The following is a 25,757-nucleotide window of genomic DNA, read 5'->3' as shown; positions in this document are numbered from 1 at the left end:
TGTAAATCTCCTTATCTATGTAAAATATACTCACCTATTGATTGTACTAAATTTTCAAATAAATAGCACGCAAATCAGCCTAGTTTCTCGTAATAAATATACACTACTTCGTATAATCATAAAGGCAACTGGCATGTTGGGTCACCACTTCCATAAAAGCAGCTACTTGCCTTAACTCAAAAGATGAATCGTAGCCAATTAGCCAAGTGTCACGCGTAAGGCCGGTATCTTTTTCATTTTGGGTTAATGGAATCTTGTTTACCTCTTCTTCGCCACTTAAAGTGATGGATGGCAGAATGGCATAGCCTATTCCATTCATGGCCATCTGCTTACATGTTTCAATTTGATCCACGATAATTTGCCTTTTCGGGTTTGAAGAGAAATGACGTTGCCACCACAGTTGAATTTCCTGGTAATAGTTCGAATCACTTCTAAATTGGATGAAGGGACGATCCGTCGTTAAAATATCATCGATTTTTTCGATTTCCTTATCGACAAGGTACATCATATCCCGGAACAAATGCACTTTTTTCCCTTTCCATTCAACCTGCCCGCGCACAATCCCAACATGCGCTTCCCCTTCGTACAATGCTTTTACAATTTCTGAACTCCACCCTGTAATGAGTGAAATTTTGGCATCAGGATAGATGGTTACAAATTCCTTCAGCACTTTTGGCAGCCAATTTTGCCCGACGATTGATGCACAAGCGATTTTTAATGTTCCATGCACTTTCGAATTAAGTGCTTGGATAGTCTCAAAGATTTGCTCTTTCCTGAGTATGGTTTCATTTGCATATTGAATGACCAATTCCCCGGCAGGAGTTGGCGTTAGCCCCTTTTGTGAACGAATAAAAAGCTGTGCATTCCAATCCTTTTCGATTGATTGCAATCTTTGGGAGAGGGCCGGCTGTGTCAGGAACAAACGCTCTGCAGCTTTTCTCATATTTTTCTCTTCTGCCAGTACCTTGATGATTTCTGTCTCAGTTGCTGTCATCTAACTCCCCCCTCATATAGTCTAAGTGTAAAAAACGACAAAACCCTTTCGTAGGTTTTGTCGAGTCTTTTTATGAAATCTATTAATCTTCTACTTGATAAATATACTTTTTTAGCTGCTTTAAAATGACGCGACGAGTTAAAATACCGACAAAAGTTCCTTCTTCATCCACCACACATAAAAAAGCATGATTAATGACTAAATCTAATGCTTTTTGGAAAGTATCAGTTATTTTCAAATACGTAACATCAGAATCCATACAATCGTCAACTTTGATATTCGCCAACTTATCATATTCGATTCGCTCTAATCCTAATATGGATTCCGTTATCATCTTACTGCTCAATAGACCATGCAGGCGATACTTAATATCCAATACGGGCACAGAAGAATAACCTGTCTTTGTTAAGACGAGTAAAGCATGTTCGGCACTATTACCAATTTGTACATGTGCAACTTTTTCTGATGAAATAATAAAGTCACTAATTGGTGTCTCCAATAATGCTCTTGTGTTAGTTGAAATCATGACCTTCTACTCCTTTTCCTGTCAATAACTTTCAAACAGGGAAACTACACTCTCCTTATATCATATCACAATTTGTTCACAATTGACCATGATATGGAACCAGTATTTTGGAGTAGAAGGATGATTTCAAAAAAATATCACATACTAATATCCATAAATTGACCAATAATAAAAGATGATGATTCCGGTAAATAGCCCGAAAATAAGATACATAATAATGATCGGGTTCATCGCCACGGGATGGTCCCTGACAATTTTGCTGATTGGTACATCGGCTGCAGATTCACGGTGCCTTGTCTTTTTCATCACACCAGCTGTCAGTAAGTATGATACGAGAACGATCAGTGCCCCTGCAATAATCGTCGGTATTGTCCACATACCCATGATCATTACACCCCCCTTTTCTCTAAGTTCAGAAAGTGTAATTAGTATGCAACCAACACCGCATTGTTTATTCTTTAATACAAAGGATGCCAGTATTTTCTAGATTGTTTCAGGCTACCCTTTGGAAAATATCGTATACAATACTAAAACGGAAACGGATTCAACCATTGTCCGCCGTCCAATGTGACACATTCACCATTCATATAAGAAGCCTTTTCGGACATGATGAACAAAGCAAGATCAGCAATTTCTTCCGGTGTTCCAAGTCTCTTTAATGGAACAGAATTTAACGTACGTTTTGCTTGTTCTTCCGACTCCCACAATTTCCCCGCACCGCCTGTTCTCTCAATTGGTCCTGGTGCAATGGCATTTACGCGGATTCCATATTTGTGTCCCCATTCTACAGCCAAAGTGCGGGTTAACGACAATACCCCTGCTTTGGCAGCAGCGGAATGAACCACACCTGCACCCGCTCCCCATGCATATGTCGCTACCATATTTAATATCTTGCCTTTAATTCCATGCTCGATCCAATACTTGCCTATTTCAGATGAGCAGTAAAACGTTCCATTCAAAACGATATCAATGACCGCTTTCCATCCATTTGGCGAAAGCTTTTCCGCCGCCACTATAAAGTTTCCTGCTGCGTTGTTTACTAATCCATCGATTTTGCCGAATTCCTCGACAGCAAATTGAACCATTGCTTTAACATGGTCAATTTCACGCACGTCCATTTGAAATGTCCTTATACTTTCACCAAACGCCATAATTTCATTTTTCGCATTTTGCAACCGTTCATTATCCCGGCCCGTAATCACAACATTGGCTCCATCTTTTACAAACTGTTTCGCCATAGCAAGTCCCATCCCACTGGAACCACCCGTAATAATAATCGTCTCATTTCTCACCATGAAAATTCCCCCTACCCCTTTATGAATGTCCATTCACTTTTATCTTACTATAAATTTACAATAAAGTCATACAGTTTTCTGAATTTATAGACAACTATTGACAAGTATAGGAACTCCTTTACCCGCTAACTTGTCTCCGGTCTCCAGGTTGATGTCTTTCTACGTATTCAATTCCCCGGCTATTTATCTTCATAGCGACCTCTATTAGACAGTCTTTGGGGGTTTTTCGAAGTAATTGTCTTTTAGACCGCCTCTATTGGACTCTTTTCCGGGATTTTCAAACTAATTGTCTTTTAGACCGGTTCTATTAGACACTCTTTCGGGATTTTCGATGTATTTGTCTATTAGACAGCCTCTATTGGACTCTCTTTGGGGGTTTTCTAACTAATTGTCTTTTAGACCGCCTCTATTGGACTCTCCTTCGAGGGTTTTCAAGTTAATTGTCTTTTAGACCGCCTCTATTGGACTCTCTTTGGGGGTTTTCAAACTAATTGTCTTTTAGACCGGTTCTATTAGACACTCTTTCGGGATTTTCGATGTATTTGTCTATTAGACAGCCTCTATTGGACTCTCTTCGGGGGTTTTCTAACTAATTGTCTTTTAGACCGCCTCTATTGGACTCTCTTCGGGGGTTTTCTAACTAATTGTCTTTTAGACTGATTCTATTAGACTCTCTTTGTCTGTACACAACGTATTTGTCTCTTAAACCGCTTCTATTAGACAAACCTAACCGTTTCACCAGGTATTTGTCTTTGAGTCACCACCTATTGGACAATTTCCACCTGCTTCCACAATAATTGTCTCTGAGAATTGACTTAATAGACAAATTTGTTTCAAAAAAATCTAGAAAGTCCGATTGATTTCTACTAAAATAGTGGTATCAAAATTTGGAAAGGATGAATGCTTCTGATTTATAAAGAACGGCAAGAACCTTCGCAACTAGTTCTTCTTAGAACCTTAAAATCGAGAATGGCATTGTCAAAGTTAGATCAACAAACTTACTATAATCTCTCGAAAGGTTACGAAGGGGAAAGACTTTTTGACGCACTGCTGCAAGATTTAAAGTGTGACTGTTTAGTTCTAAACGACTTGTTGTTAAAAGTGAACAATCAAACTTTTCAAGTTGATACCTTACTTATCTTAAATAATCAGATTCATCTGTTTGAAATTAAAAATTATAAAGGTGACTTTTATTTTGAATCGGATCGATTTTTCCAGAAAGACGGGACTGAAATTTTTAATCCCCTCACCCAATTACAACGAACAGAATCGTTACTCCGCCAGTGGTTAACACATTATCAATTGCCAACATCCATTCAACCTTCAGTTATTTTTATCAACCCAGAGTTCACACTATACAAAGCCCCATTAGACAAGCCTTTTATTTTACCTACTCAACTGAATCAACTCATTAAAAATCTCAATTATGAACAATTTACACTCAACCAAAGAGATAAAGAGCTGGCGGGAAAATTAGTAGCGGAACATATGCCGGAGCACCCCCTTCAACAGCTGCCAGCTTACGAGTATCCTAATTTGAAAAAAGGTGTCAAATGTTTTATTTGCGAGTCTTTTTCCATCAGTTCAACTAAATATGGAGGAATTGTAACTTGTACTAGTTGCGGCTATAAAGAAAAGATTGAAATCGCAATTCTCCGCACGTTGAAAGAATTCAAAATATTATTTCCCCTAGAAAACATTACAACGAGCAAAATTCATGAATGGTGTCATATGGACACCTCTAAAAAGACCATCCAACGCATTCTCGAAAAGCATTTCAGTAAAATTGGTTCGAAACGTTGGAGCTATTATTCTTAGTCTCTACTTAAATCACACGCAAATCTAACATAAAAAAACCAACAAATTTTATGGTCCATAAAATTTGCTGGTTGCTGGTTCCAGTTATTTGATTAGGTATTTTTCTACAATTTCGTCTACCGGCAAGGGCTTGTTATAAAGGTAGCCCTGACCTTTTTTGCAGTGATGGAGTTTCAGGAAATTTTCTTGAGAAATTTCCTCCACGCCTTCAGCTATAACATCCATTTCTAAATTTTGAGATAGGGCGATGATTGCTTTCACAATGGCCTCATTTTTGTCGTCTTTATTTAAATCTGCAATAAACGACTGGTCAATTTTAATAATATCAATTGGATATTTCTTTAAATAGCTTAACGAGGAGTAGCCTGTCCCAAAGTCATCGACTGAAACGAACACGCCAAGAGCCTTTAAGTTCTTCAAAATGCTCTCGGTTTCATCCACGTTCACCATCGAACTTTCCGTAATTTCTAGTTCAATATATTTTGGTTCGACATTGTATTTAAGGATCACTCGTTTTACTTTCTCTGCAAAATCCTCTTGTTTGAATTGTTTTGGTGAAATGTTGACAGCAATACGCACGGGTCTGTACCCTTTTGCTTTCCATTCCTGCTGATATTTGCAAACCTGTTCTAATACCCATTCCCCAATTTGTATAATTTGCCCAGACGATTCAGCAATGGGAATAAATTGTGAGGGCGGTACAAATCCAAACTTTGGATTGTTCCATCTGATCAAAGCTTCAAAACTGTCTATTTCATATGTATCGAAATCAATCTGTGGCTGTAAATGAAGTGAAAGTTCATTTAAATCGATGGCCCTTCTTAAATGGGCTTCCATCAGCACTTCATTCTGGAAGGTATGACTCATTTCCTCGCGATAAAACCTAAAATGGGCACGACCATGTTTTTTTACATAGAATAATGCTTGTTCAGCTTGGCGTAATAATGTCTCTAAATCTCGGACACCATTGGCTGAAATCGTTGAAATACCAATGGAACAAGTAACGAAATATTCATGTACATCAATTAGAAAAGGCTCCTTAAGCAGCTCGAAAATTTTATTGACGACTAGCTCAACCTCTTCACGTAGAGTATGGCGAACCAAAAATACAAACTCGTCACCAGAATAATGATAAAGTTCACAAAATTCGCTCCGCACTTGATTGAAGCGTTCGCTGATTTGTTTAATCATTTCATCTGCTTTATGCTTCCCTAGAGACTCATTGTATTTTTTAAAACGATCCAAATCCACAAGTAACAAAGAAATATTGCAAGAATCCTTATAATTTTGATAATGCTCATGCCATTTAATATTCAATGCCCTTTTGTTCAATAGGCCTGTATTTTCATTTTGAAAAGTAAGCTGGCTAAAAGTTGTAGTTTCGTTACTAATTTCTTTTATGATTAATGCAATGTATTGTTCGGTAAAAATCGTAATAGGTTGAATATATATAGATAGTTGTTTGTTCCGACTAATGGAAATAGATTCTATTTCCTCCTTTGGATATTGGAGCATTTGCAATAAGTCTTCCCAATCGATCCATTGAAAAAATACACTTGCATCCATTCCTTTTACATAAGGAACAGGGGAAAGAACTGAGGCATTAGAATTTATCATCTCTACAGTAAACTCTCTTCCATTATGTCTTTTCAATATGACGACAGAATCAAATGGATTTAGTTTCATCATATCTTGCAAGAAGCTTTCAAACTCTTTTGTTGGAAAAGTAATCATTTTTATCCCCCATAGCTACACGACGTGATGCACAAAATAAAATATAGTTATATTATAACACTATAATCCAATAAGTAATGATATTTCCATCTATTTTTAGGACGATTGTATAACAAATCCATTTCCACTAAAAAAATGTATATTCAACCATGAATATTTACCTATTCAAAATTCACTCCCACCAGTCAAGGCGGGAGATAACATTTGCAATGCACTTCAAAAATTATTCTTCCACTACTACCGTACTCATTGCTTCAAGTAAGAACAGTTCTTGTGAATTGATTTTACTTTCGGCATGATCTACTACTTTATAATGATATTTGCCAGTTGAATCCTGTATACGCGCCTTTACATTATCGGCAATTTGCGTCGTTAAAATATCCATTAATCTCTCTTTAATATCAATGGAATATAGCGGGAATAATATTTCCACACGCTTGACCATATTCCGTGTCATTAAATCCGCTGAAGATAAGTAAATTTTATTTTCACCATTGTGGTGGAACCAATAGATTCTTGTATGTTCCAAGAATCGTGCGACAATACTTGTTACCGTAATGTTCTCACTAATTCCTTTGATTCCGGGACGCAAACAACAAATCCCGCGAATTACAAGTTCAATTTTGACTCCATTTATTGATGCCTCATAGAACTTCATAATTAAATCTTTATCTGTTAATGAATTCATTTTTGCACGAATAAAGCCATTACCATATTTTTTATGACAACGTATTTCTTCATCTATTAATTCAATAAACTCGTCCCGTATATCAAAAGGTGCCACCACCAGATGATGGAATTTTGGTTTTTCTGTATACCCACTTAAATAATTGAAAAAATTAGTGGCATCAATTCCAAATTCCTTTACTGATGTAATGATCCCCATGTCTGTATAAACTTTGGCTGTCGCATCATTATAGTTGCCTGTCCCTAGATGTACAAAACGTTCAATTTTCCCATTATTTTGCCGAACAACAAGTGTAATTTTGGAATGAGTCTTTAAATTATTCATTCCATAAATCACCAAACATCCCGCCTGTTCTAGTTCTTTCGCCCAATGAACATTGTTTTCTTCATCAAATCGGGCTTTTAACTCAACTAATACTGTGACCTGTTTCCCGTTTTCTGCTGCTTGTTTAAGGGCGTTAATAATAGGAGAATTTCCACTAACCCGGTACAAAGTTTGTTTGATAGCTAAAACGGAAGGGTCCGTTGCCGCTTCGGTTACAAAATCTACAATGGGTTCAAATGATTCATATGGATGATGGAAAAAGATATCCTGTGACAACGCCTTATCAAAAATATTTTCGTCCGAAGCTAAGTCTTTTGGACGGAGCGGTATGAAGCTTTCATATTGCAAGTGTTCACGCCCGACAGAAATTTTCTTCACAAAACTAAACAGGAATGTTAGATCAAGCGGTCCACCAATTTTAAAGACATCCGATTCCTGAATCTCAAATTCTTCTAAAAGATAGTCAAGGACATCATCGCTAATTTCCCCATCCCGCACTTCCAAACGGCTGCCGACGCCCCATTTTCGCTTTTTCAGCTCTTTTTCAATTTCTACAAGGAGATCCCGCGCCCCCTCCTCATGGATGGTTAAATCTGCATTTCGAGTTAAACGAAAAGCTTGAATAGATTTAACATTGTATCCATAAAATAGTGTTTCGATATGGGAAGAGATAACGTCTTCCAATAAAACGAAAACCTTTTCCCCCTTTTCGCTCGGTACTTCTATAAAACGGTCCAAAACGGAAGGAACCTGCACAATCGCAACTTTCTCATTATGCTCACTGTACACACTTTCCTCCAGCATCACGAGCAAGTTCAATGTCCGCCCAATCAATGTAGGGAAAGGACGATAAGCATCCACAGCTACAGGCGTCAATACCGGGAAGATAGTCTCTTCAAACAATTCATTCACAAACTGCTTTTGTTGTTCATTTAATGCTTTAAATTTACGAACATACACTTTTTCTTGCGGCAATAAATCGTATACAAGATAACGGAAAACTTCCATTTGCCTACGTACAAGGGCTTGTGTCTTTTGGGCAATTTCAGCCAACTGTTCTTTTGGTGTTAGACCTGATTTATTCTCGGGTTTATGAAAACCTGCTCTGACTTGATCCTGCAAGCCAGCTACACGGACCATGAAAAATTCATCTAAATTAGAGCTGAATATAGCCAGAAATTTCAAACGTTCCAGCAATGGATTCGTAGCATCTTCCGCTTCTTCCAATACACGTTCATTAAATGCCAGCCAGCTTAGTTCTCGGTTATTGTAATATTGCGGCTTTGCAATTTCTTCTAAAATACGCTCATAATCCATCAGCTCTTCGTTATTTTTCTCTCCATGGGAATCTAATCTAATTTCGGTAGTCATCACTTTTCACCCTTTTTATAAAAATGAATTTGCACAGGTTTTTTAAACAGTCGTTCGATATGTTTTTTTTGGCGTTCACACTGATAAATCTCAGCCATTGGTAGATGTTCAGCTTCCACATTCACTTGAATGAATTCATCTACTTTTTCCACTTTTATAGACTTCACAATATTTCGTTTAGAGACATTTAAAGCATATATAAACTTCAGCATAGCCCCGTAATCTTTTAACGTTTTCAACTCTTCTCTTGATATCCAAGTTATAAATGGAGCAGAAAATCTTCTGAAATAATCTTTGTTTTTATAAGATGCAAGAAGTGCGAGCTTCACACGTTCTACATGATTCATGCCCGCAATGGATTGATTGGCCAGCAAATAAAAAGTATGCTGATTGGAGGAGTCCTGTTCAATGTATTCGCCGATCGCAAATACTTGGGCAGCCCTTTTCAATAGTTCAAGGTGTCGCTCACTATATTGAAAGAAGCCTAAATTGCAGCACTCCCTGTAGAATTGTTCTGTGATTGATCGAAGGAATGCACCTTCTTTTTCTGACCGCCCATATTCGAAGGTAATCCGTTTTGCATACGCATCAAAAACATTGTACTTATCAAAAGCACTAACATTGCTTTGCATCACACGTTTATAAATTAATCCTTCCCGTAAGCCTTTTTTACTTATTTGGAAGCTCCTTGCATTGACGAGGGCCATCAACTCTTTAAACACTTCCAAAGCAATTCCGATAATGTCGGCCCGATCGGAAGATAGCCCGTCCAATTGTTTCAACTGTTCAAACGTCAATTTTTCTAAGTAGTCACATAATCTTACTAACTCATCCATTTTCAGTTCATATTGATGTACTCCTGAGATGGGATAGTCAATTAACTGTTGGTGAATCTGTGCAATATTGCGTGCACTTCCACCGATTCCTATTACTGGTATCCCGAGTTGCCGAATCCAATCCAGCTTTTCAAATTGCTGCCTAATATATTGTTGCAATAAGTCCTTTTCTTCTTTACTGATTATTTCACCAGAAACGAACTTTTCTTTGAGCGAAACCGTACCAAAAGGGAAACTGATCGTCTTTTGCAATTTTTTATCATTGAACAGGGTAATCTCTGTTGACCCCCCGCCGATATCAATCGTCACTGCAGATTTCGTATCCATGGAATGAGCCACGGCTACGAATCCAAAATACGCTTCCTCTTCTTCTGTCAATAAATCAATGAGAATGCCCGTTTCGTTTTCCATACGGGAGATAATTTCCTGATTATTCCTGGCTTGTCGAATTGCAGCGGTAGCGGTGGCTTTAATGTCGCTTACTTGATAATCATCCAGTATCTTTTTGAATGAACTTAATGTCTCAGCCAACAAGGAAATGCCTTGTTCAGACATATCGCCGTTTTCTTGCAAGTATGTTCGCAATCTTGCTACTGTTTTTATATTTCCGAATTCTTTTAACCCTTCAAGCCTATTATATTTATAAAGTACTAGACGAATTGTATTTGAACCGATATCGATTATAGCCGTTCTTAAATTTTCCATATTTTCTATAGTAATCACTCTTTCTTTGAATTTTAATATGGAAGAGATACTCCCCTACACACTAAAGAATGGATGAATAATCCCATATTTAAACACGAGAAGAAAAAAGAACACGGCCGAAAAACCGTAAAGGTATCCGACCGTGTTCTAAATGCAAATCAATACGCCATGGGAAGAGCCTTACTAAATAAAATATAGATTTATGGATACCTTAAAATATACTTTGTTATAAGATCAATTCATCTACTTTTAATATTAGTTCTGCAATTTCAGGTTTACTGATCTGCTCCTCGGCACCCACTACTTCCCCTTTATGTCGAAGATCGTCAGTAATCAAGCTTGAGAAAATGATGACTGGAAGCTTTGTTAATTGTGGATGCGATTTTATTTTTTTCGTAAAATGATGCCCATCCATTTGCGGCATCTCAATATCCGTCACCACTAACTGTACATGTTCTTCGATATTGCTGCCTGTACGAAGAAGTGATTCAAGATATTCATAGGCATCATGCCCATTTTCAAAAAATTCCAGGTTGACATAGCCTGCTTCGTTCATCGTATCATGCAGAAGTTTTCTAAGAAGAGGTGAATCTTCTGCTATGACGATCTTCTTCTCTGAACGGTCACGTTTTCCTAATTTTTTGACAGAATCCACGTTTATACCAGATTCCGGATTGATGTCGACCATAATTTTTTCAAAATCCAATAACAAGATCATTGTATCCTGTTGTTTAATGACACCGATTACTTGACTTGACCCGCCCTGGTACATATCCGAAGGCTTTTCAATATCATTCCATGAAATTCGGTGGATCTGTGTAACATTATCAACATGGAATACAACTTTTTGCTTATTGAATTCAGCAACAATATATTTTTGTTGTGCACTAAATGAAGCATTGGAAATCCCTAATACTTTTAGCATATTAACCACAGGCAGAACTTCGCCACGCAGTTGGACAATCCCTTCTACATGCTGATGTGCGTGTGGAATATAAGTAACAGGAATTGGCTGGATAATTTCTTTAACCTTTATAACGTTAATGCCAAATTTATTATTAGCAACTTCAAATTCTACAATTTCAAGTTCGTTTGTTCCACTTTCTAGTAAAATACCTTTATGCTCCAAATGACTCTTTCCTTTCCCGGCTAAAATATATAATTTTAGCAACTTTTGATACATTTTTTCTAAGTAAATTGTAACATAGGGAACGGTTTTCTCCTATCATCTATTTTTTACAGGTTTTACTTGTAAATGGATGATTAGCCCAATTATAGTTAAGATGATCAACGAACCAAGTGCTGTTCTACTTGCTATTGTGCCGTAATCTTTAAGGAGTAATGTGATTGTCCCGTATAAAGCTGGCCCGATGATCGATGACACTTTGCCGGAAAAGGCAAATAAACCGAAAAATTGGCCCCGCTTCTCTTCTGGCGACAATTCAATGATTAAAGTCCTAGAAGTTACCCACATCGATCCAAGGGAGACACCAAATAAACTGCCCGCAATCCAGAACATCCACTGAGCTGTCGCAAATACAGCAATGAACAATGCAATAATCATAATAATCGCCACAATTGTCACGGATCGTTTTGACCCTATTGATTTGGCGACATATCCAAAAATCATTGACCCAATTACAGTGGAAATCGTACTCACTAGATACAATACGATGAACTGGGATGATGTGAAACCGACAATCGCTGTTGCATAGACAGCCATCATGGCGATTGTTGTCGCGATTGCATCATTCAAGAAAAAGTAAGCAATCATAAACGTAAATATGGCCTTATACTTTTTCATTTCCTTAAAGGTTTGGAAAATCTCCTTGTAGCCTTCAAAAAACTTTATTTTTCTTCTTTGTTCCTTAGGTACGGGCTTATCCTTCATAAAGAAAAATAACGGCAGAGAAAAGATCAAATAGAGAATGGCAGTCGGGATAAATGCACGGTGGAAATCCCCATCACTGACAAGCAAATAAACGAGCAAACCGCAAATAGTACCTAAGTAACCTACTGCCACCCCAAAACCTGAAATTAGGGGCATTTCTTCTTTTGTTCCCAAATCACCCATCATTGAATCATAAAATACTAAACTTGAATTAAAGAAAAATTTTGCGATAACAAAACTTATAACTACTAAAAATAGACTCAAGGGGACACCGGAATAATTTACATTTATATGTAAGCCGCCAAAAACCCCCATCATGAAAGTAAAGAGGATTGAGATGGAAGCAAACCAGACGATAAAACGCTTCTTGTAACCCGTATTGTCAATCCACACTCCAAATAGAGGGGAAAAGATCACCAAAAAGAAACTTGCTACGGCATTAGCGTACGAAATAAATGTACTTGCCACCTGCTGTCTAACTTCGTCAGTTCCCAATACTTCATCCATATAAAAAGGGAAAAAAACAGTATTGATGTTGGATGAAAAAATAGTGTTGGCAAAATCATAGAAAGCCCATGAAATAATGGGTAGCGATAGATATAAGGCAAGTGGGCCTCTTGTTTTCGAGTTTTGGTTATTGAAAGTTTTCCCCAAAGTCTTCGCTCCTCATAATTATTTTCCCTTAACTTTAAATTAAACACACTGTATTGGTTGATTAACGAAATAAAGCCATTAATCCATATAATATTTGATCAAGCTTTGAGTTCCTTTATCGCCGTAACCCTTTTCCAGTAGTGTGTTATAAAGCTCTTTTGAAAGCTTTACACCTGGAAGATCTAAGTTCATTTTTTCTGCTTCATCAATTGCAATTTTCATATCTTTAATAAAATGCTTCAAATAAAAACCTGGTTCCAAGTCTCCTTTAATCATGCGTGGACCTAAATTGCTAAGTGACCATGACCCCGCTGCTCCAGCAGAAATGGATTGGAGCACTTTTTCAATATCCAATCCAGCCTTCAGTGCGTACGAGATTGATTCACAAACCCCAATCATATTCGTAGCTATAAGTAGTTGGTTACACATCTTTGTATGTTGTCCTGAGCCGGCTTCTCCTTGATATACTATATTCTCGCCAAAGATTTGTAGAATCGGTAATAACTCTTCGAAAGTACCCTTCTCTCCACCTACCATAATGGAAAGCGTGCCATTTTGCGCGCCGATATCACCACCGGACACTGGTGCATCCATCGAAGAAACCCCTTTTTGTTTTGCAACTTCATATATTTTTTTTGCCAAAGTAGGTTCAGAGGTTGTCAAATCTACGACTATTGACCCCTCTTTTGCAGATTGCAATAGACCGTTCTCGCCAAGATAGACCTCTTCAACGTCTGAAGGAAAACCAACCATTGTAAAAATGACATCTTTTTCATTTGCAGCTTCTTTCGGAGTCCCAGCCCAGTTTGCGCCGAGTTCAATCAAGTCATTTGCCTTCGACTTCGTACGCGAGTACACGGTTACTTCATACTGTGCGTTTAATAAATGTTTGACTACACTAGCTCCCATAACTCCAGTTCCAACAAAAGCAATCCTTTTCGTATGTATCATAATTTTTAACAACCCTTCCCTAATTCATTTCTTCGCAAATTTTATGGCATCTGATACTATCTTCTTTTGCCTTGAAGAGTGATTGTAAATCAAGTTTTTTTATAGTTTACCAAACATTTTTTAATTATTGATTATAAATTGCAAATAATTACATAAATTTTACATTAAAGGTGTCATATCTTAATAAATGGAGAAAACTTTTTCTTCCCTTCGATTACGTGTTTCGAAAAATAAAAATAAAAAAAGAGAGCAGAAGCTAAATGCTCCTGCTCTAAAAGGGGGAAATGAGAATGTTGCTGTGTTCATAAATAATATATCCCCATTAATCGCTTTTTAAACAATTTATACAAAATTTTTTACAAAATATAATTGTACTCTTTATTTTCCTCTAATTGTTCGTCTCTATTTGCAATTTCAATATCTAGTTCATTCATTAAACGATCCAATTCTTTGCTGATACGAATCGTTCGATGGTTTTGAAGACCATATTGTATTCCAGTTTGAATCATTAGCTGTCTTTTTTTCTCAAGTTCTTTTAAAAGGTCCCTTTCCACTACATTCCTCCTAAAAAAATATGATGCTTCTATTATAAAGGTTCATGCGAGATAAAGGGTGAAAATCGCTAGACAAAGTTCGACATTTCCTGCGGTTTAACTCCTAGGAACTTTTAAAAACGTGAAGGTTACATCTCCGCCCTGTTGAGCTTCACCACGAAAGTGTTTGAACATTGGATCTTGTACAAGAAGCTTGCGGAATTGCAGGAATTCTTCTTTAGTAATCGTGATGTTTTCCAATTCTCCAGTTTTAAGTTGTTCAATCATTTTTTCATATTTTTCCATTGAAATCACCTTCTATTTAATAATTTTAGTTAAAATTAAGTAAAAATTCAAAAATTCACTTTACTTTTCTTGGTTTTTCATGCAAAATTTCTTAATATTAATCGATAAGGAGCTGACTCTTATGAAAATAGCAGAGGTTGGAAATATTGTCGAGTTTAAAGAGGGTTTACAAGGAGTGGTTGAAAAAGTAAACGAAAACTCTGTCATTGTAGACTTAACGATTATGGAAAACTTCCATGACCTGGATATGGAAGAAAAAACAGTTATTAATCACAAACGCTATAAGATTTTAAACCACCCTAATGAACATTAATTCTATTAAATAAATCATAGCCTTTTGTATTCCTAGAATGAATGAGCATGCCTCGATAAATTGTAATAAAACATCGGGCAAATCCCTCCACGAGTTCTTTGTTGATTCGCAACCATGGGTGGAGGCATAGGAAGTAAAAACTGTTGATTCCATAGTGAATCATCCAAAGTTAATAAATAAAAATCTTCTTTTCATTTGCTAATAGATGATAGGAGATTTTTTTTTTGATAAAATAATGTGAAGGAGGTCATTTTTTTATGGATAAATCTAAACAATTGATCGGACTCCTTCTTTCTTTAATCTTCATTTATGTAATGTTGTATATAACGTTTGAAGAAATCAAGATCTTCTGGTATTTATACACCTTTACACTTTTAGTAGGCATTGCAATAGCGATAATATATGGGAAATTTAGAGATGAAATTTCAACATGGCAATATCTGCTGTTTGGCATTGGCTACGGGACGATACTCTATGGAATTGTACGATTTGGCCACTTTCTTCTCATAAAGGTGGACGCAGGTGCAGAAAATGCGATTACTAAGTTCCTGAAAAATTACGGTCCAGATAATATTTGGCATTATATCTTGCTAATATTCATTATCGTCATTGGTGAAGAGCTATTTTGGCGTGGTTTTATACAGCAGCATTTAAAAAATTGGGTATCATCCAACAATGCTGTCATTATTACCAGTATCCTATTTTCTCTATCTGTAGCAATCAGCGGTTTCTGGCCAGGGGTTGTGGCAGCTTTCATTGCGGGGTTGTTATGGGGATTCCTTTACGAGTGGAAAAAAAGCATGCCTCTTATTATTGTCTCTCATGAGATTTTTATTTTACTATTGTTTATGGTACTACCACTTCATTGAGCTTGTGATGTAACTTGAATGATTTTGGAACTTTTCATTGTATTAATACGTTAATTTATTAAGGAGGATAAAAAATGTCAAAAACTCTTAAGTTTATCATAACTTTATTTTTAACAATCACGATTCTAGCAGCATGTAACACTGAACAAGAATCCACAGAAACAGATAGTGCAACAGGTAGTGCGCATACTGAAGGCAAAGAAGTGAACGAATCTGTAGATACGGAAGAACCAACAACAGAGGAAGGAAATAAAGTAGATCAAACGTCAAAAGAAACTGATACTGAATCTACCATTTCATTCTCTTCTAATGGAGAGAGCAAAACTGCCGAACTTTCCAAAGTTGACGGTGAGCAATACAGTATCCAAGTAATTCCTGGTTTCAGCCTTACACCTGAAGAACCTGGAAAAGATGTTTTGTATTACGATGAAGATGATTCCATTAACATGCGCATAGAAGCAATGACAACAGATGATTCGACCTTTGACGACTTGGTGGCCAATACTGAGGAAACTATGGGAGCTATCAGTCAAGATTATGAACAATATGATATTGCTGATTTTGTCGGAGATTATGATTTAGAAAACTCAACAGCCTATATTGCTAACCTTGATAGTGAAGAGGTTATTACTGTAGTGTTTGAAAAAGCAAATAACCTAGTTCGATTAACTATTTTCGACCGATTAGATGTAGATTTATCTGAAGCGATGATCAAAATGGGATTAACGATTGAGTAACTTGGGGCTTGTTTTTGAATGATAAAAGGAGTTGCCTCATTTTTGATGAGACAACTCCTTTTAATATGACAAATCCTTGATGGAGAGCCCTAATTTTTTTAACAGCTCAATAGCGGTATCCTTTTCTTCGGGCGTCAAAACACTTAATAACTCATGCAAATTTTCTTCGTGTTCCGGGAATAGTTTTTTCATAAATTCTGCACCTGATTCTGTTATTTCAGCAAATGTAACGCGTCGATCCGAAGGACAAGAGACTCGATTTAAATATCCTCTTTTTTCCAACTTATCAATCACATAAGTAATAGATCCACTAGCAAGTAAGATTTTGTTTCCAATCTGCTGAAGTGGTTGGCGACCTTTGTGGTAGAGTAGCTCCAATACTGCAAATTCAGTCGGGTTTAAACCTTGCTGTTGAAAAAATTGATTCGTCACTTCATTTATTGCCTTATTAGCCCTGGACAAGACAATATACAATTTAAGCGATTGCTTAATTTCATTAGAAGACATGACAAAACATCCTTTTTATCAATAATATAAATGAATTATAGCGATAAAAAGAAACATTTGTCAAAATCCTCAACTTTACATTACTCAAACAACAGGTATTCTGTTTAAAGATTTGGGATTCATCCACAGTTCGATCGATTCATCTTCCTCATGCCGAATATATTGACTCTCACAAACCGGCAACGAGATTCTGAAGGTTGTCCCCAGTCCCATTGAACTTTCGACATTAATAAAGCCGTTGTGCTCTTCCACTACCTTTTTAACCAAAGCTAGTCCTAAACCAGTCCCTGTTGATTTCGTAGTAAAAAATGGAGTGAATAGATGATTCATTTCCATATCTGACAAACCTCTGCCTTCATCAATGACAGAGACTTCTACACAACCATCATGGCTTTCAAGTTTTATTTTGATTACTCCACCATTACCCATTACTTCAATTGCATTTTTGACTAAATTAATGAGCATTTGCTTTAAACGATTATGGTTCCCCATAATATGCATATGGTAGTAATTGCAATCAACCATTTTTAGCATAATGTTATGGTTCATTGCATGAGGAATCATTAATTCAATAACTTCTTGCACCACTTGTCTTATTGAAGTTTCCTCATAAAACCTTTCTTTCGGCTTAGATAAGTACAGCAGTTCTGTTAAAATCGTTTCCATCCGCTGCAATTCAGAATCCATGACATTGAGGTAATTTTGGTTCTCATCGTTGGTGTTTAGCCTTAGCAAATCCACAAACCCTTTTAAAGATGTCATCGGATTACGAATTTCATGGGCAATGCTAGCCGCCATTTGACCGATCGAATTTAATGATTCTTGCTGATCAAGTTGCTGTTTAAGCAAGATTTTTTCTGTCTGGTCTGTAATTGTCGTAACAATTAAATTCATATTATAGTTAAACTTACTATCCAATTGATAATACGTAATCTGTCCATTTTCATTCACACCCGATACATTTATGGAAGCCTGTCCAGTGTTCAATACATTGGCGAAGTATTGAAGCTTGCTATATTCATAGTCAGTGAAAAGTTCAAATAGCACTTCATGCTGTCTCTGGACAATCTGACTTTTTTCGCACTGGATATATTGTAGGGCCAATGCATTGGCATCCACTATTTCTCCATCCAGATCGGTCAGCAGAAGACCATGAGAAACATCATTGAGCATAGAATAGATGTCGATGCTGTTGCTTTGAAGAATGGAATTAGTTTCGGATTGCGGTGATATTCTGACAAAGATGAGGTCCTTTTTCTCATGATAATATCCCATCATTCGAAACTCTTGGAATTGATTTTCATCAATTTTGAGGTTGAGGTTACAAAATCCACCCAAATTGCTTTTTATTTTTTCTAAATAGCCTTTCCATCTTAACTTTGAAATTTCGTCCATTTCTAATTGTTGTCTTGATGACTGATCTATATTTAGCATTTGCGCTGCAAAGTCATTAACTGACTCTATTTGACAGGAAGTATTTAATATTAGTACTGGATCTTTAACGGTTTGAAACAACTTCCTAAAAATAGGTCGAACAGTTTTCACCATTTCCCCTCACCAATCCTTTCCACTTGGAAAAAGTACCTCTTCCACGCAATTCGTATATATATATTCTATTAATAACTTCGGGTTTTTATGACTTTGTAATATAAATTATACTAAATATTCAAAATATACATTTAATACAAATTATTCCATAGTTATTTTTTAAATTAAATGGGTAGAATACACCATTTTCAGAGTATAAAAACTATTTTAATAATGCTTTTTTATACTAATTAGTAATTATATATTTTCACTAATCATTTAGATCTGTGTCATTCGGCCTTATCATATTGTATGAAAAATCGATAAGCACAGTCCTTTTAACCTATAATATGTGTTTTTACTTGTAAAATTTATCTGTGTTAATTTAATTAATGTTTTGTAAAAATATTAAAACTAAAGAAAATACTTATAATATTTGTAAGTTACTTCTAATTTATCTAATTTTACAAAAAATTGCACGTTAAAAATCTGTAAATTCTAAATTTTTTTACGCCAACAAAATAGCCCTATATTCTATGGGGCCCAGACTGTTGACAAATGCTTTCATCCTAGATTCATTGTCTCGTTCGTCCCCTCATGAACGCAATGTTCTATTCATCTCTTCACTTCACTGCCCGCCTTGTCTGCCAAGCGTTTTCAAGACAGTCTGGGCAAATTTTTCATTGAAGGAAATAGCCAATAAAAAACGTGTAGACAAAGTCGAAGATCGACTTTGTCTACACGCTGAGCCCCATATTCTATGAGGCCTTAGTATAATTATCCGATTATTACACGCTCTTTTGGATAGCGATATGGCGGTTTGTCCACTTTCCCACCCAGTGTATATAAAAATGATATTAATCCGACACGACCGATAAACATAAGAATCATCATAACGAACTTTCCTTCAGTCGATAATTGTTCTGTAATACCCAGCGACATTCCAGCCGTCCCGAACGCGGAGGTTATTTCAAAGATAATTTGTGTAGTTGTGGCGGCAGGCTCTGTTATTAATAATATCATTGTCGATATCATTACCATGAAGAAAGCCAAAATAATAACTACATAGGATCTAAAAATATCAATTAAATAAATTTCCCGCCCGTACAATTGTATTTCTGTTCGGCCATTTGCAAAGTTATATAGAAACAAAATGGCGAGTGCAAAAGTCGTTGTTCGAATTCCCCCGCCGACCGAACTTGGCGAAGCACCTATAAACATTAAGAAACTCAAGAAGATGTCTGTAGCTTCACTAAATAAAGACACATCAAAAGTAGTTAAGCCTCCCGAACGTGCAGAGATGGAATGAAACATTGCAGTAAATAGTTTTTCATGCCATACCATCCCTTTTAACGAATGAAACGACTCTATCAGCAAAATAACTAAAGTACCCAAGATAAATAACAATCCATAGGTTACGGTTGTAATTTTGGTGAAAAGACTGAATCGAAATGCAGATTCTTTACGAAACAGGAACTTTTTCAATTCTATTAATACAGGGAAGCCAATTGCCCCCAATACGATTAAAATCATGACTACAAATTGTACAAAATAATCTGTATGGTAAGGTATGAGACTATCGCCGGTAATGTCAAAACCGCCATTGGTCGTAGCGGAAATCGAAGCAAAAATTCCATGCTTCACTGCTTCACCCCACGTATCGAAATAACGGACAAAATGGATCGATAGGATGAATGCACCGACTGCCTCAATTATAAAGAGGATCTTGACGATTTCCTTCAATAAATGCACAACACCAGATAAATTATATTGATTGTGATCAATCATTATTAATTGCCTCTCACGCATCCCAATTCGCTTCCCCAAAATAATCCATAGAAATGTCCCTAGCGACATAATCCCGATGGCCCCCAGCTGGAGAATTACCAGTAATACAACAAGTCCAAAAGGTGTTAGCGTTTCAGATATATCAAAGACTGTCAAACCAGTAACACTCACCGCACTTACTGCCGTGAACAATGTATCGACAAGAGATACCTCCACTCCATCTTTGTACACTGCAGGTATTCTTAGTAATATGAAGGAAGTAGCTATCGCAATGAAGTAATAACTTACAAGAAGCTGAAATGGTGTAATTGTTCTAGTTTTTTTTGGATTTCGGGCCACTTTATTCGCCTCTTTTATTTATTGTTCTAGTTCTACAAGTATAATGGAAATAGAAAATAATGTGAACCTTCCACCTTTATTTTTGTTGCAACTTTTTTAATACTTTGCATAGATTTGCAAACCACATTCCAGCTATAATGCTTCGAACACCCTCTAATAAAGAGAATTCATTTATTATAGTTTGGCTAAATACATTTTATTTCATTCAAGCATATAGAAAGAGGAACAGTTTTCATCGTCCCTCTCAGACTGTTGGCAAATGATTCCATACTGCGCTGGTTGTCTCGTTCGTCCCCTCGTGAATGCTTTGTTCCATTCGATTCTTCACTAGGCACCCTCCTTGCCTACTAAGCGTTTTCAAAACAGTATGGATAATCTTTCATTTAAGGAAATAACCTAAAAAAAGTGTAGGTAAAGTCGAACATCGACTTTGCCTACACTCTGTGAGGAACAGATTATTACTCTATTGTTGTTCTGTTTGTTTCTTCTTTTTCGAAACGCCAAGGAACCATCCACCAAGTGCGATAAGAAGCAATACGATCCAGAAGATCAGTTTCCATGTTGTTGAATGAGGGAACTCATGAGGCAAGATTTCGATCTTATCATGAGCTAGTGTTAAGACAGCAAGCTTCACACCTACCCAACCTACAATCAAAAAGGCAGCAGTTTCTAAATCAGGGTAATCATGCAAGACCTTCACGAACCATTGAGCTGCGAAACGCATAAGAATCAGGCCGACAACCCCACCGAAGAACATAACACCGAATTGTCCGGCATTAATGCCACCGATATCGAAATTACCTACTTCAGGCAACGTCACAGCTATCGCAACAGCAGCTAACATTGAATCTACTGCGAATGCGATATCCGCCATTTCAACTTTTGCAACTGTAGCCCAGAAGCCCTTTCCTTTTTTAGTGTGTTCTTCAACATCATCCTCATCTTCATCGCCATTTTTAAATTTCTGATCATAAATATTCTTTATTGAGATAAATAACAGATAAGCTGCACCAATGGCTTGGATTTGCCAGTAGTTTACTAAAACCGTGATTAAGAACAGTGCTGCAAAACGGAAGATGAATGCTCCAAACAATCCATAAAATAATGCTTTCTTCTGTTGCTCGGCAGGTAAATGTTTTACCATTACAGCCATAACGACTGCATTATCCGCAGCTAGCAATCCTTCTAATACAATCAGTACAAGTAATACCCATGCATACTCCAAAAATATTTCCACAACATCTTCCTCCTTGACATTTGTTTACCCTAGTTAAGGGATTTTTATGAGTAAAAATAGCTTATCCAATCATTAGGTCTTGATAAGCCCGCACTCATGCAGCCTGGAAATCTTGCTGCCTTCCTGACTGCTTATAAATAAATTTTGCTGAATAACCATCTTTAGGCAAAAAGAAAAAGACCCATGCCTAAATAAATAGGCAAAGGTCTTGCTAAGCAATTGGAATGACTTCAAAAATATTTGAAATCGATTGTTCATCTGCTTTCACACCCGATGGTTCCCACCATGTAATGACGAATGTGAAGTAAGTATCTTTCAATACTTATAAGCTACTCCCCTTTGACAATAGTCAAATGGTTATTCAGTTATTATTTAAATTAATTATAGCATGGTTGGGAGTAAATGCAATATAATTTTTTTAAAAAGATGAATTTAACTAGTAAATAGAGCGCCAAAAAATGCGGCTCTTTGGTCTTTTATAATAAGCTGTAAAGTTTAATATCTTCGTTTTTCTCTGAAAACCAGCGCATGGCAAACTCATTTTCGAAAAGGAAGACTAGGTTATCGAAGCGGTCTTTCACAAGCATTGAGCGAGTTGAATGCATGGATTCTTTCACTTCTTCTTCATTTTCAATCCAACGGGCGATTTTTGAACCGATCGGCTGCATTTGCACTTCAACATTATACTCATTTTTCATACGGTGCTCGAACACTTCAAACTGCAATTGACCAACAGCCCCAAGAATTACTTCTTCCGTATGAAGCGTTTTATAATATTGAATAGCCCCTTCTTGCACTAATTGTAAAATCCCTTTATGGAATTGTTTTGATTTCATTACATTTTTCGCCGTTACACGGACAAATAACTCCGGAGTAAATTGAGGTAGCTTTTCAAATTGGAACGTTTTCTTGCCACCAACAATTGTATCTCCAATTTGGTAAGTTCCTGTATCATAAAGACCGATAATATCGCCGGCAACAGCCTCATCCACCGTTTCACGATCGTCCGCCAAAAACTGTGTAGATTGCGTAACTTTAAAAGATTTGTTCGTACGTGAAAGGGTGATATTCATCCCACGTTCAAATTTGCCTGATACAATACGGACAAATGCAATTCTATCACGGTGAGCCGGATTCATGTTTGCCTGGATTTTGAAAATGAATCCAGAAAGTTCATTATGCTCTACCGGGTCAATAAACTGCTCATCCTCTGTTAAGCGCGGTTGTGGTGTGGGCGCGAATTGCAGGTACGTCTCAAGAAATGTCTGCACACCAAAGTTCGTCAAGGCGGATCCGAAGAATACTGGCGTTAATTCACCACGTCGAATTTTATCCTCCGAAAAATCATTCCCAGCTTCGTTTAAAAGCATAATGTCATCCATTGCTTGTGTATAATAAGAAGTAACTTTCATTGGATGGTCAATGGCTAGCTCTCCATCTTCATCAATCGGCAAAAATCGATCTGACTCATCTGTACGGAATTGTTCTATACGTTTATTATATCGATCATAAATACCTAAAAATTCTTTCCCCATCCCGATAGGCCAGTTCATTGGGTAAGCATTGATTCCTAATACTTCTTCCAACTCTTCGATTAACTCAAGGGGCTCTTTCCCTTGTCGGTCCAATTTATTGATAAAAGTGAAAATCGGAATCCCGCGCAGACGACAAACTTTAAATAACTTTAATGTTTGTGCCTCTATCCCTTTTGCAGCGTCAACCACCATCACCGCACTATCCACCGCCATTAAAGTTCTGTACGTATCTTCCGAGAAGTCTTGGTGACCAGGTGTATCCAGTATATTGACCCGGTTTCCAAGGTAATCAAACTGCATTACGGAGGATGTAACCGATATCCCACGTTGTTTCTCGATTTCCATCCAGTCGGATGTAGCGAACTTACCTGATTTTTTCCCTTTTACTGTACCAGCATCACGGATAGCTCCACCGAATAGTAATAGTTTCTCCGTAATCGTCGTTTTACCGGCATCCGGGTGAGAGATGATGGCAAAAGTGCGACGTGATAATATGTCCTGTTCTAATTTTGAAGTCATTCTTTTTCTCCTTTTTCTATATCCAAGCTATAAGGAAATATGCTTATCGCCAAATCAATGGCGATTTGTTTTTCCTTATTCCGATTTCATTTTAAGTACATATCAGTATAATAAAAGATTAACGGTTGGTAGTACAACCATTTTTCCTATAACCCGCTTTTTATATTACGGACAATTGCCTTCAAGTGTCCCGGTAACATGCACTTCCAATTAAATTTTAATGGCTGCCCAGTAAACAACCGCTTACCGAACAGCCTAAAGACAAAAAGTTATATCCTCTTTCTTTGCATTAAACGAATTTTAGTCGCCCGGCTTCGATCGCTATTTCAGCATCGCTATGAGGGTATTTTGTATTTTCGATGATTTGGTAATCTTCATGCCCTTTACCAGCGAAGATAATGATATCCCCCGGCTCCGCAATCGATACTGCATGACGAACTGCTTCTGCGCGGTCCCCGATACAAGCATAGTTGTCGTGGGTCATCCCTTTAGCTAAATCACTCGTAATACTATCATACTCTTCATAACGCGGGTCATCCGTTGTAAGTATCACATAATCTGCCCGTGAAGCTTCTTTTGCCATGGCTGGACGTTTCGATTTATCACGGTTCCCACCAGTTCCAAACAAGAAAATCAATTTATTTTCTTGTTTTTTATAAGGTAATGCGGCACTGATAGCTTTTTCAATGGCATCCGGTGTATGTGCATAATCAATGAATATTTGTAATGGCAAGTCCGTCTTGACACGTTCCATCCGACCGCGTACCGGCGCTAAATCCTCAATTTGTTCGATGATTTCTTCAATCGTGAACCCTCTGGCGTAAAAAACTGCAGTAGCCGCCAACACATTATAAACATTGAATTCGCCTAGCAAATGCATGGATACCGGGAATTTACCTTCAGGTGTATGCATATCAAAAGTTGTTAGCCCGTCTTCATAATTGCAGTTTTCCGCTTTAAAGATAGCGTCATTTTTTAAACCATATGTCCAAACTGGATAAGAAGTCATCTTCTCGTACTTTTCGGACCACGGATCATCTGCATTTAATACAACATACTTGTTTTTAGTAAAGTCTTGACCCATTTGAGAGAACAATAGTCCCTTAGCATTTCCATATTCCTCCATTGTTCCATGGAAATCTAAGTGATCATGCGTCAGGTTTGTAAATACCGCAACATCATAATCTACACCTGCCAATCTGCCCAAAGCCAAGCCATGGGAGGAAACCTCCATGACCATCGCTCTGCAACCTTCCATCTTTGCACGGAAGATCATCTGCTGCGTACTTAACACATCATTTGTCGTGTTGGCTGTCTCATATAGCACACCATTTAATTCGAAGCCGATTGTTCCCGACAGTGCCGACCGTTCCCCCATCCCAACAAGCATATGATGGATTATTCCTGAGACACTTGTTTTTCCATTTGTTCCGGTTACACCGATCATCATCAGATCATTGGAAGGATAATCAAAAAATTTGGAAGCAAGTAATCCCAGCGCACGTTCTGTACTTTTTACAATTACTTGGGCCACTTCCCCTTCCAAAGAAAGCTCGCGCTCACTTACAACTACTGTTGCACCGGCATCCACTGCCTTTTGTGCAAAATTATGACCATCCACTGTCTCGCCTTTAATACACACAAATAAGCTTTTCGGCTGTACACTTCTTGAATCGATTGAAATGTCTTTAATTGTATTCGGTAACTGCCCGGTAATTTTCTTCAATGGGATGATGCTTAATAATTCCTCTGTATACATA

General features: G+C 37.2%; 22 protein-coding genes. 4 read left to right on the top strand and 18 right to left on the bottom strand.

The features are described from left to right. Positions 1–103: 103 nt before the first annotated feature. The 4 genes from ccpC to fadH form a co-directional block, all read right to left on the bottom strand. The gene (gene ccpC / locus CD33_RS16290) at positions 104–994 is read right to left on the bottom strand and encodes a transcriptional regulator CcpC (RefSeq protein ID WP_036202548.1); all 891 of its coding nucleotides are present in this window, start codon (positions 992–994) and stop codon (positions 104–106) included. A gap of 82 nt (positions 995–1,076) precedes the next feature. After that, positions 1,077–1,520, bottom strand: a complete 444-nt coding sequence (gene cbpB, locus CD33_RS16285) for a cyclic-di-AMP-binding protein CbpB (RefSeq protein WP_036202546.1) — start codon at positions 1,518–1,520, stop codon at positions 1,077–1,079. Positions 1,521–1,664: 144 nt separating this feature from the next. Further along, positions 1,665–1,910: a short-chain dehydrogenase gene (locus CD33_RS16280; protein WP_258517058.1), complete on the bottom strand. Its 246-nt coding sequence runs from the start codon at positions 1,908–1,910 to the stop codon at positions 1,665–1,667. Between the two features lie 137 nt (positions 1,911–2,047). Next, entirely contained in the window at positions 2,048–2,815 is a 768-nt protein-coding gene (gene fadH / locus CD33_RS16275; RefSeq protein WP_036202544.1) for a 2,4-dienoyl-CoA reductase, read from the bottom strand. A 900-nt stretch (positions 2,816–3,715) separates the two neighbouring features. Between fadH and CD33_RS16270 the strand changes: the two genes are divergently transcribed. After that, a complete protein-coding gene (locus CD33_RS16270) occupies positions 3,716–4,633 on the top strand; it encodes a nuclease-related domain-containing protein (RefSeq protein WP_235863130.1) in 918 nt (305 codons plus the stop codon). 84 nt (positions 4,634–4,717) lie between these two features. On the opposite strand, the gene CD33_RS16265 is transcribed toward CD33_RS16270, so the two are convergent. The 8 genes from CD33_RS16265 to ykzS all read right to left on the bottom strand — a co-directional run bounded on the left by CD33_RS16265 (position 4,718) and on the right by ykzS (position 14,632). After that, complete coding sequence (locus CD33_RS16265) at positions 4,718–6,367, bottom strand: putative bifunctional diguanylate cyclase/phosphodiesterase (RefSeq protein ID WP_052130316.1); 1,650 nt, start codon at positions 6,365–6,367, stop codon at positions 4,718–4,720. Between the two features lie 223 nt (positions 6,368–6,590). After that, a complete protein-coding gene (locus tag CD33_RS16260; protein WP_036202543.1) occupies positions 6,591–8,750 on the bottom strand; it encodes an RNA degradosome polyphosphate kinase in 2,160 nt (719 codons plus the stop codon). Continuing rightward, complete coding sequence (locus CD33_RS16255) at positions 8,750–10,291, bottom strand: Ppx/GppA family phosphatase (RefSeq protein WP_036204058.1); 1,542 nt, start codon at positions 10,289–10,291, stop codon at positions 8,750–8,752. The genes CD33_RS16260 and CD33_RS16255 overlap by 1 nt, the downstream gene beginning before the upstream one ends. Positions 10,292–10,517: 226 nt before the next feature. Next, the gene (locus tag CD33_RS16250; RefSeq protein ID WP_036202541.1) at positions 10,518–11,420 is read right to left on the bottom strand and encodes a chemotaxis protein; all 903 of its coding nucleotides are present in this window, start codon (positions 11,418–11,420) and stop codon (positions 10,518–10,520) included. Positions 11,421–11,516: 96 nt separating this feature from the next. Next, complete coding sequence (locus CD33_RS16245) at positions 11,517–12,836, bottom strand: MFS transporter (protein ID WP_036202539.1); 1,320 nt, start codon at positions 12,834–12,836, stop codon at positions 11,517–11,519. 78 nt (positions 12,837–12,914) lie between these two features. After that, a complete protein-coding gene (locus CD33_RS16240; protein WP_036202537.1) occupies positions 12,915–13,787 on the bottom strand; it encodes an NAD(P)-dependent oxidoreductase in 873 nt (290 codons plus the stop codon). Positions 13,788–14,143: 356 nt separating this feature from the next. Next, on the bottom strand, positions 14,144–14,341 hold the full coding sequence (locus tag CD33_RS16235; RefSeq protein WP_036202535.1) for an aspartyl-phosphate phosphatase Spo0E family protein: 198 nt from the start codon (positions 14,339–14,341) through the stop codon (positions 14,144–14,146). 96 nt (positions 14,342–14,437) lie between these two features. After that, on the bottom strand, positions 14,438–14,632 hold the full coding sequence (gene ykzS / locus CD33_RS16230) for a protein YkzS (protein ID WP_373906712.1): 195 nt from the start codon (positions 14,630–14,632) through the stop codon (positions 14,438–14,440). A 115-nt stretch (positions 14,633–14,747) separates the two neighbouring features. Between ykzS and CD33_RS16225 the strand changes: the two genes are divergently transcribed. The 3 genes from CD33_RS16225 (at position 14,748) to CD33_RS16215 (ending at position 16,545) form a co-directional block, all read left to right on the top strand. Then, entirely contained in the window at positions 14,748–14,939 is a 192-nt protein-coding gene (locus CD33_RS16225; RefSeq protein WP_036202531.1) for a YkvS family protein, read from the top strand. 257 nt (positions 14,940–15,196) lie between these two features. Then, the gene (locus tag CD33_RS16220) at positions 15,197–15,808 is read left to right on the top strand and encodes a CPBP family intramembrane glutamic endopeptidase (RefSeq protein WP_036202529.1); all 612 of its coding nucleotides are present in this window, start codon (positions 15,197–15,199) and stop codon (positions 15,806–15,808) included. 74 nt (positions 15,809–15,882) lie between these two features. Then, a complete protein-coding gene (locus CD33_RS16215; RefSeq protein ID WP_036202527.1) occupies positions 15,883–16,545 on the top strand; it encodes a DUF8580 domain-containing lipoprotein in 663 nt (220 codons plus the stop codon). Positions 16,546–16,605: 60 nt separating this feature from the next. Here the strand turns inward: CD33_RS16215 and CD33_RS16210 are convergent, their stop codons facing one another. The 6 genes from CD33_RS16210 to CD33_RS16185 all read right to left on the bottom strand — a co-directional run bounded on the left by CD33_RS16210 (position 16,606) and on the right by CD33_RS16185 (position 25,756). Further along, positions 16,606–17,052, bottom strand: coding sequence for a MarR family winged helix-turn-helix transcriptional regulator (locus tag CD33_RS16210; RefSeq protein ID WP_036202524.1), 447 nt, complete (start codon positions 17,050–17,052; stop codon positions 16,606–16,608). A gap of 84 nt (positions 17,053–17,136) precedes the next feature. Further along, positions 17,137–18,600: an ATP-binding protein gene (locus tag CD33_RS16205; protein ID WP_052130315.1), complete on the bottom strand. Its 1,464-nt coding sequence runs from the start codon at positions 18,598–18,600 to the stop codon at positions 17,137–17,139. Between the two features lie 756 nt (positions 18,601–19,356). Then, positions 19,357–20,706, bottom strand: a complete 1,350-nt coding sequence (locus CD33_RS16200; protein ID WP_036202521.1) for a TrkH family potassium uptake protein — start codon at positions 20,704–20,706, stop codon at positions 19,357–19,359. A gap of 463 nt (positions 20,707–21,169) precedes the next feature. After that, entirely contained in the window at positions 21,170–21,943 is a 774-nt protein-coding gene (locus CD33_RS16195; protein ID WP_036202519.1) for a TerC family protein, read from the bottom strand. 476 nt (positions 21,944–22,419) lie between these two features. Then, positions 22,420–23,997 carry a peptide chain release factor 3 gene (locus tag CD33_RS16190; RefSeq protein WP_036202516.1) on the bottom strand — a complete coding sequence of 526 codons (1,578 nt, stop codon included), beginning with the start codon at positions 23,995–23,997 and terminating at the stop codon, positions 22,420–22,422. Positions 23,998–24,286: 289 nt separating this feature from the next. After that, on the bottom strand, positions 24,287–25,756 hold the full coding sequence (locus CD33_RS16185; RefSeq protein WP_036202513.1) for a UDP-N-acetylmuramoyl-L-alanyl-D-glutamate--2,6-diaminopimelate ligase: 1,470 nt from the start codon (positions 25,754–25,756) through the stop codon (positions 24,287–24,289). Position 25,757 lies beyond the last annotated feature (1 nt).

It is taken from the genome of Ureibacillus sinduriensis BLB-1 = JCM 15800 (assembly GCF_000772955.1).
GTDB lineage: Bacteria > Bacillota > Bacilli > Bacillales_A > Planococcaceae > Ureibacillus > Ureibacillus sinduriensis.
Note: the sequence above shows the minus strand (reverse complement) of the source record. Positions and strands in the feature narration are given on the sequence as shown.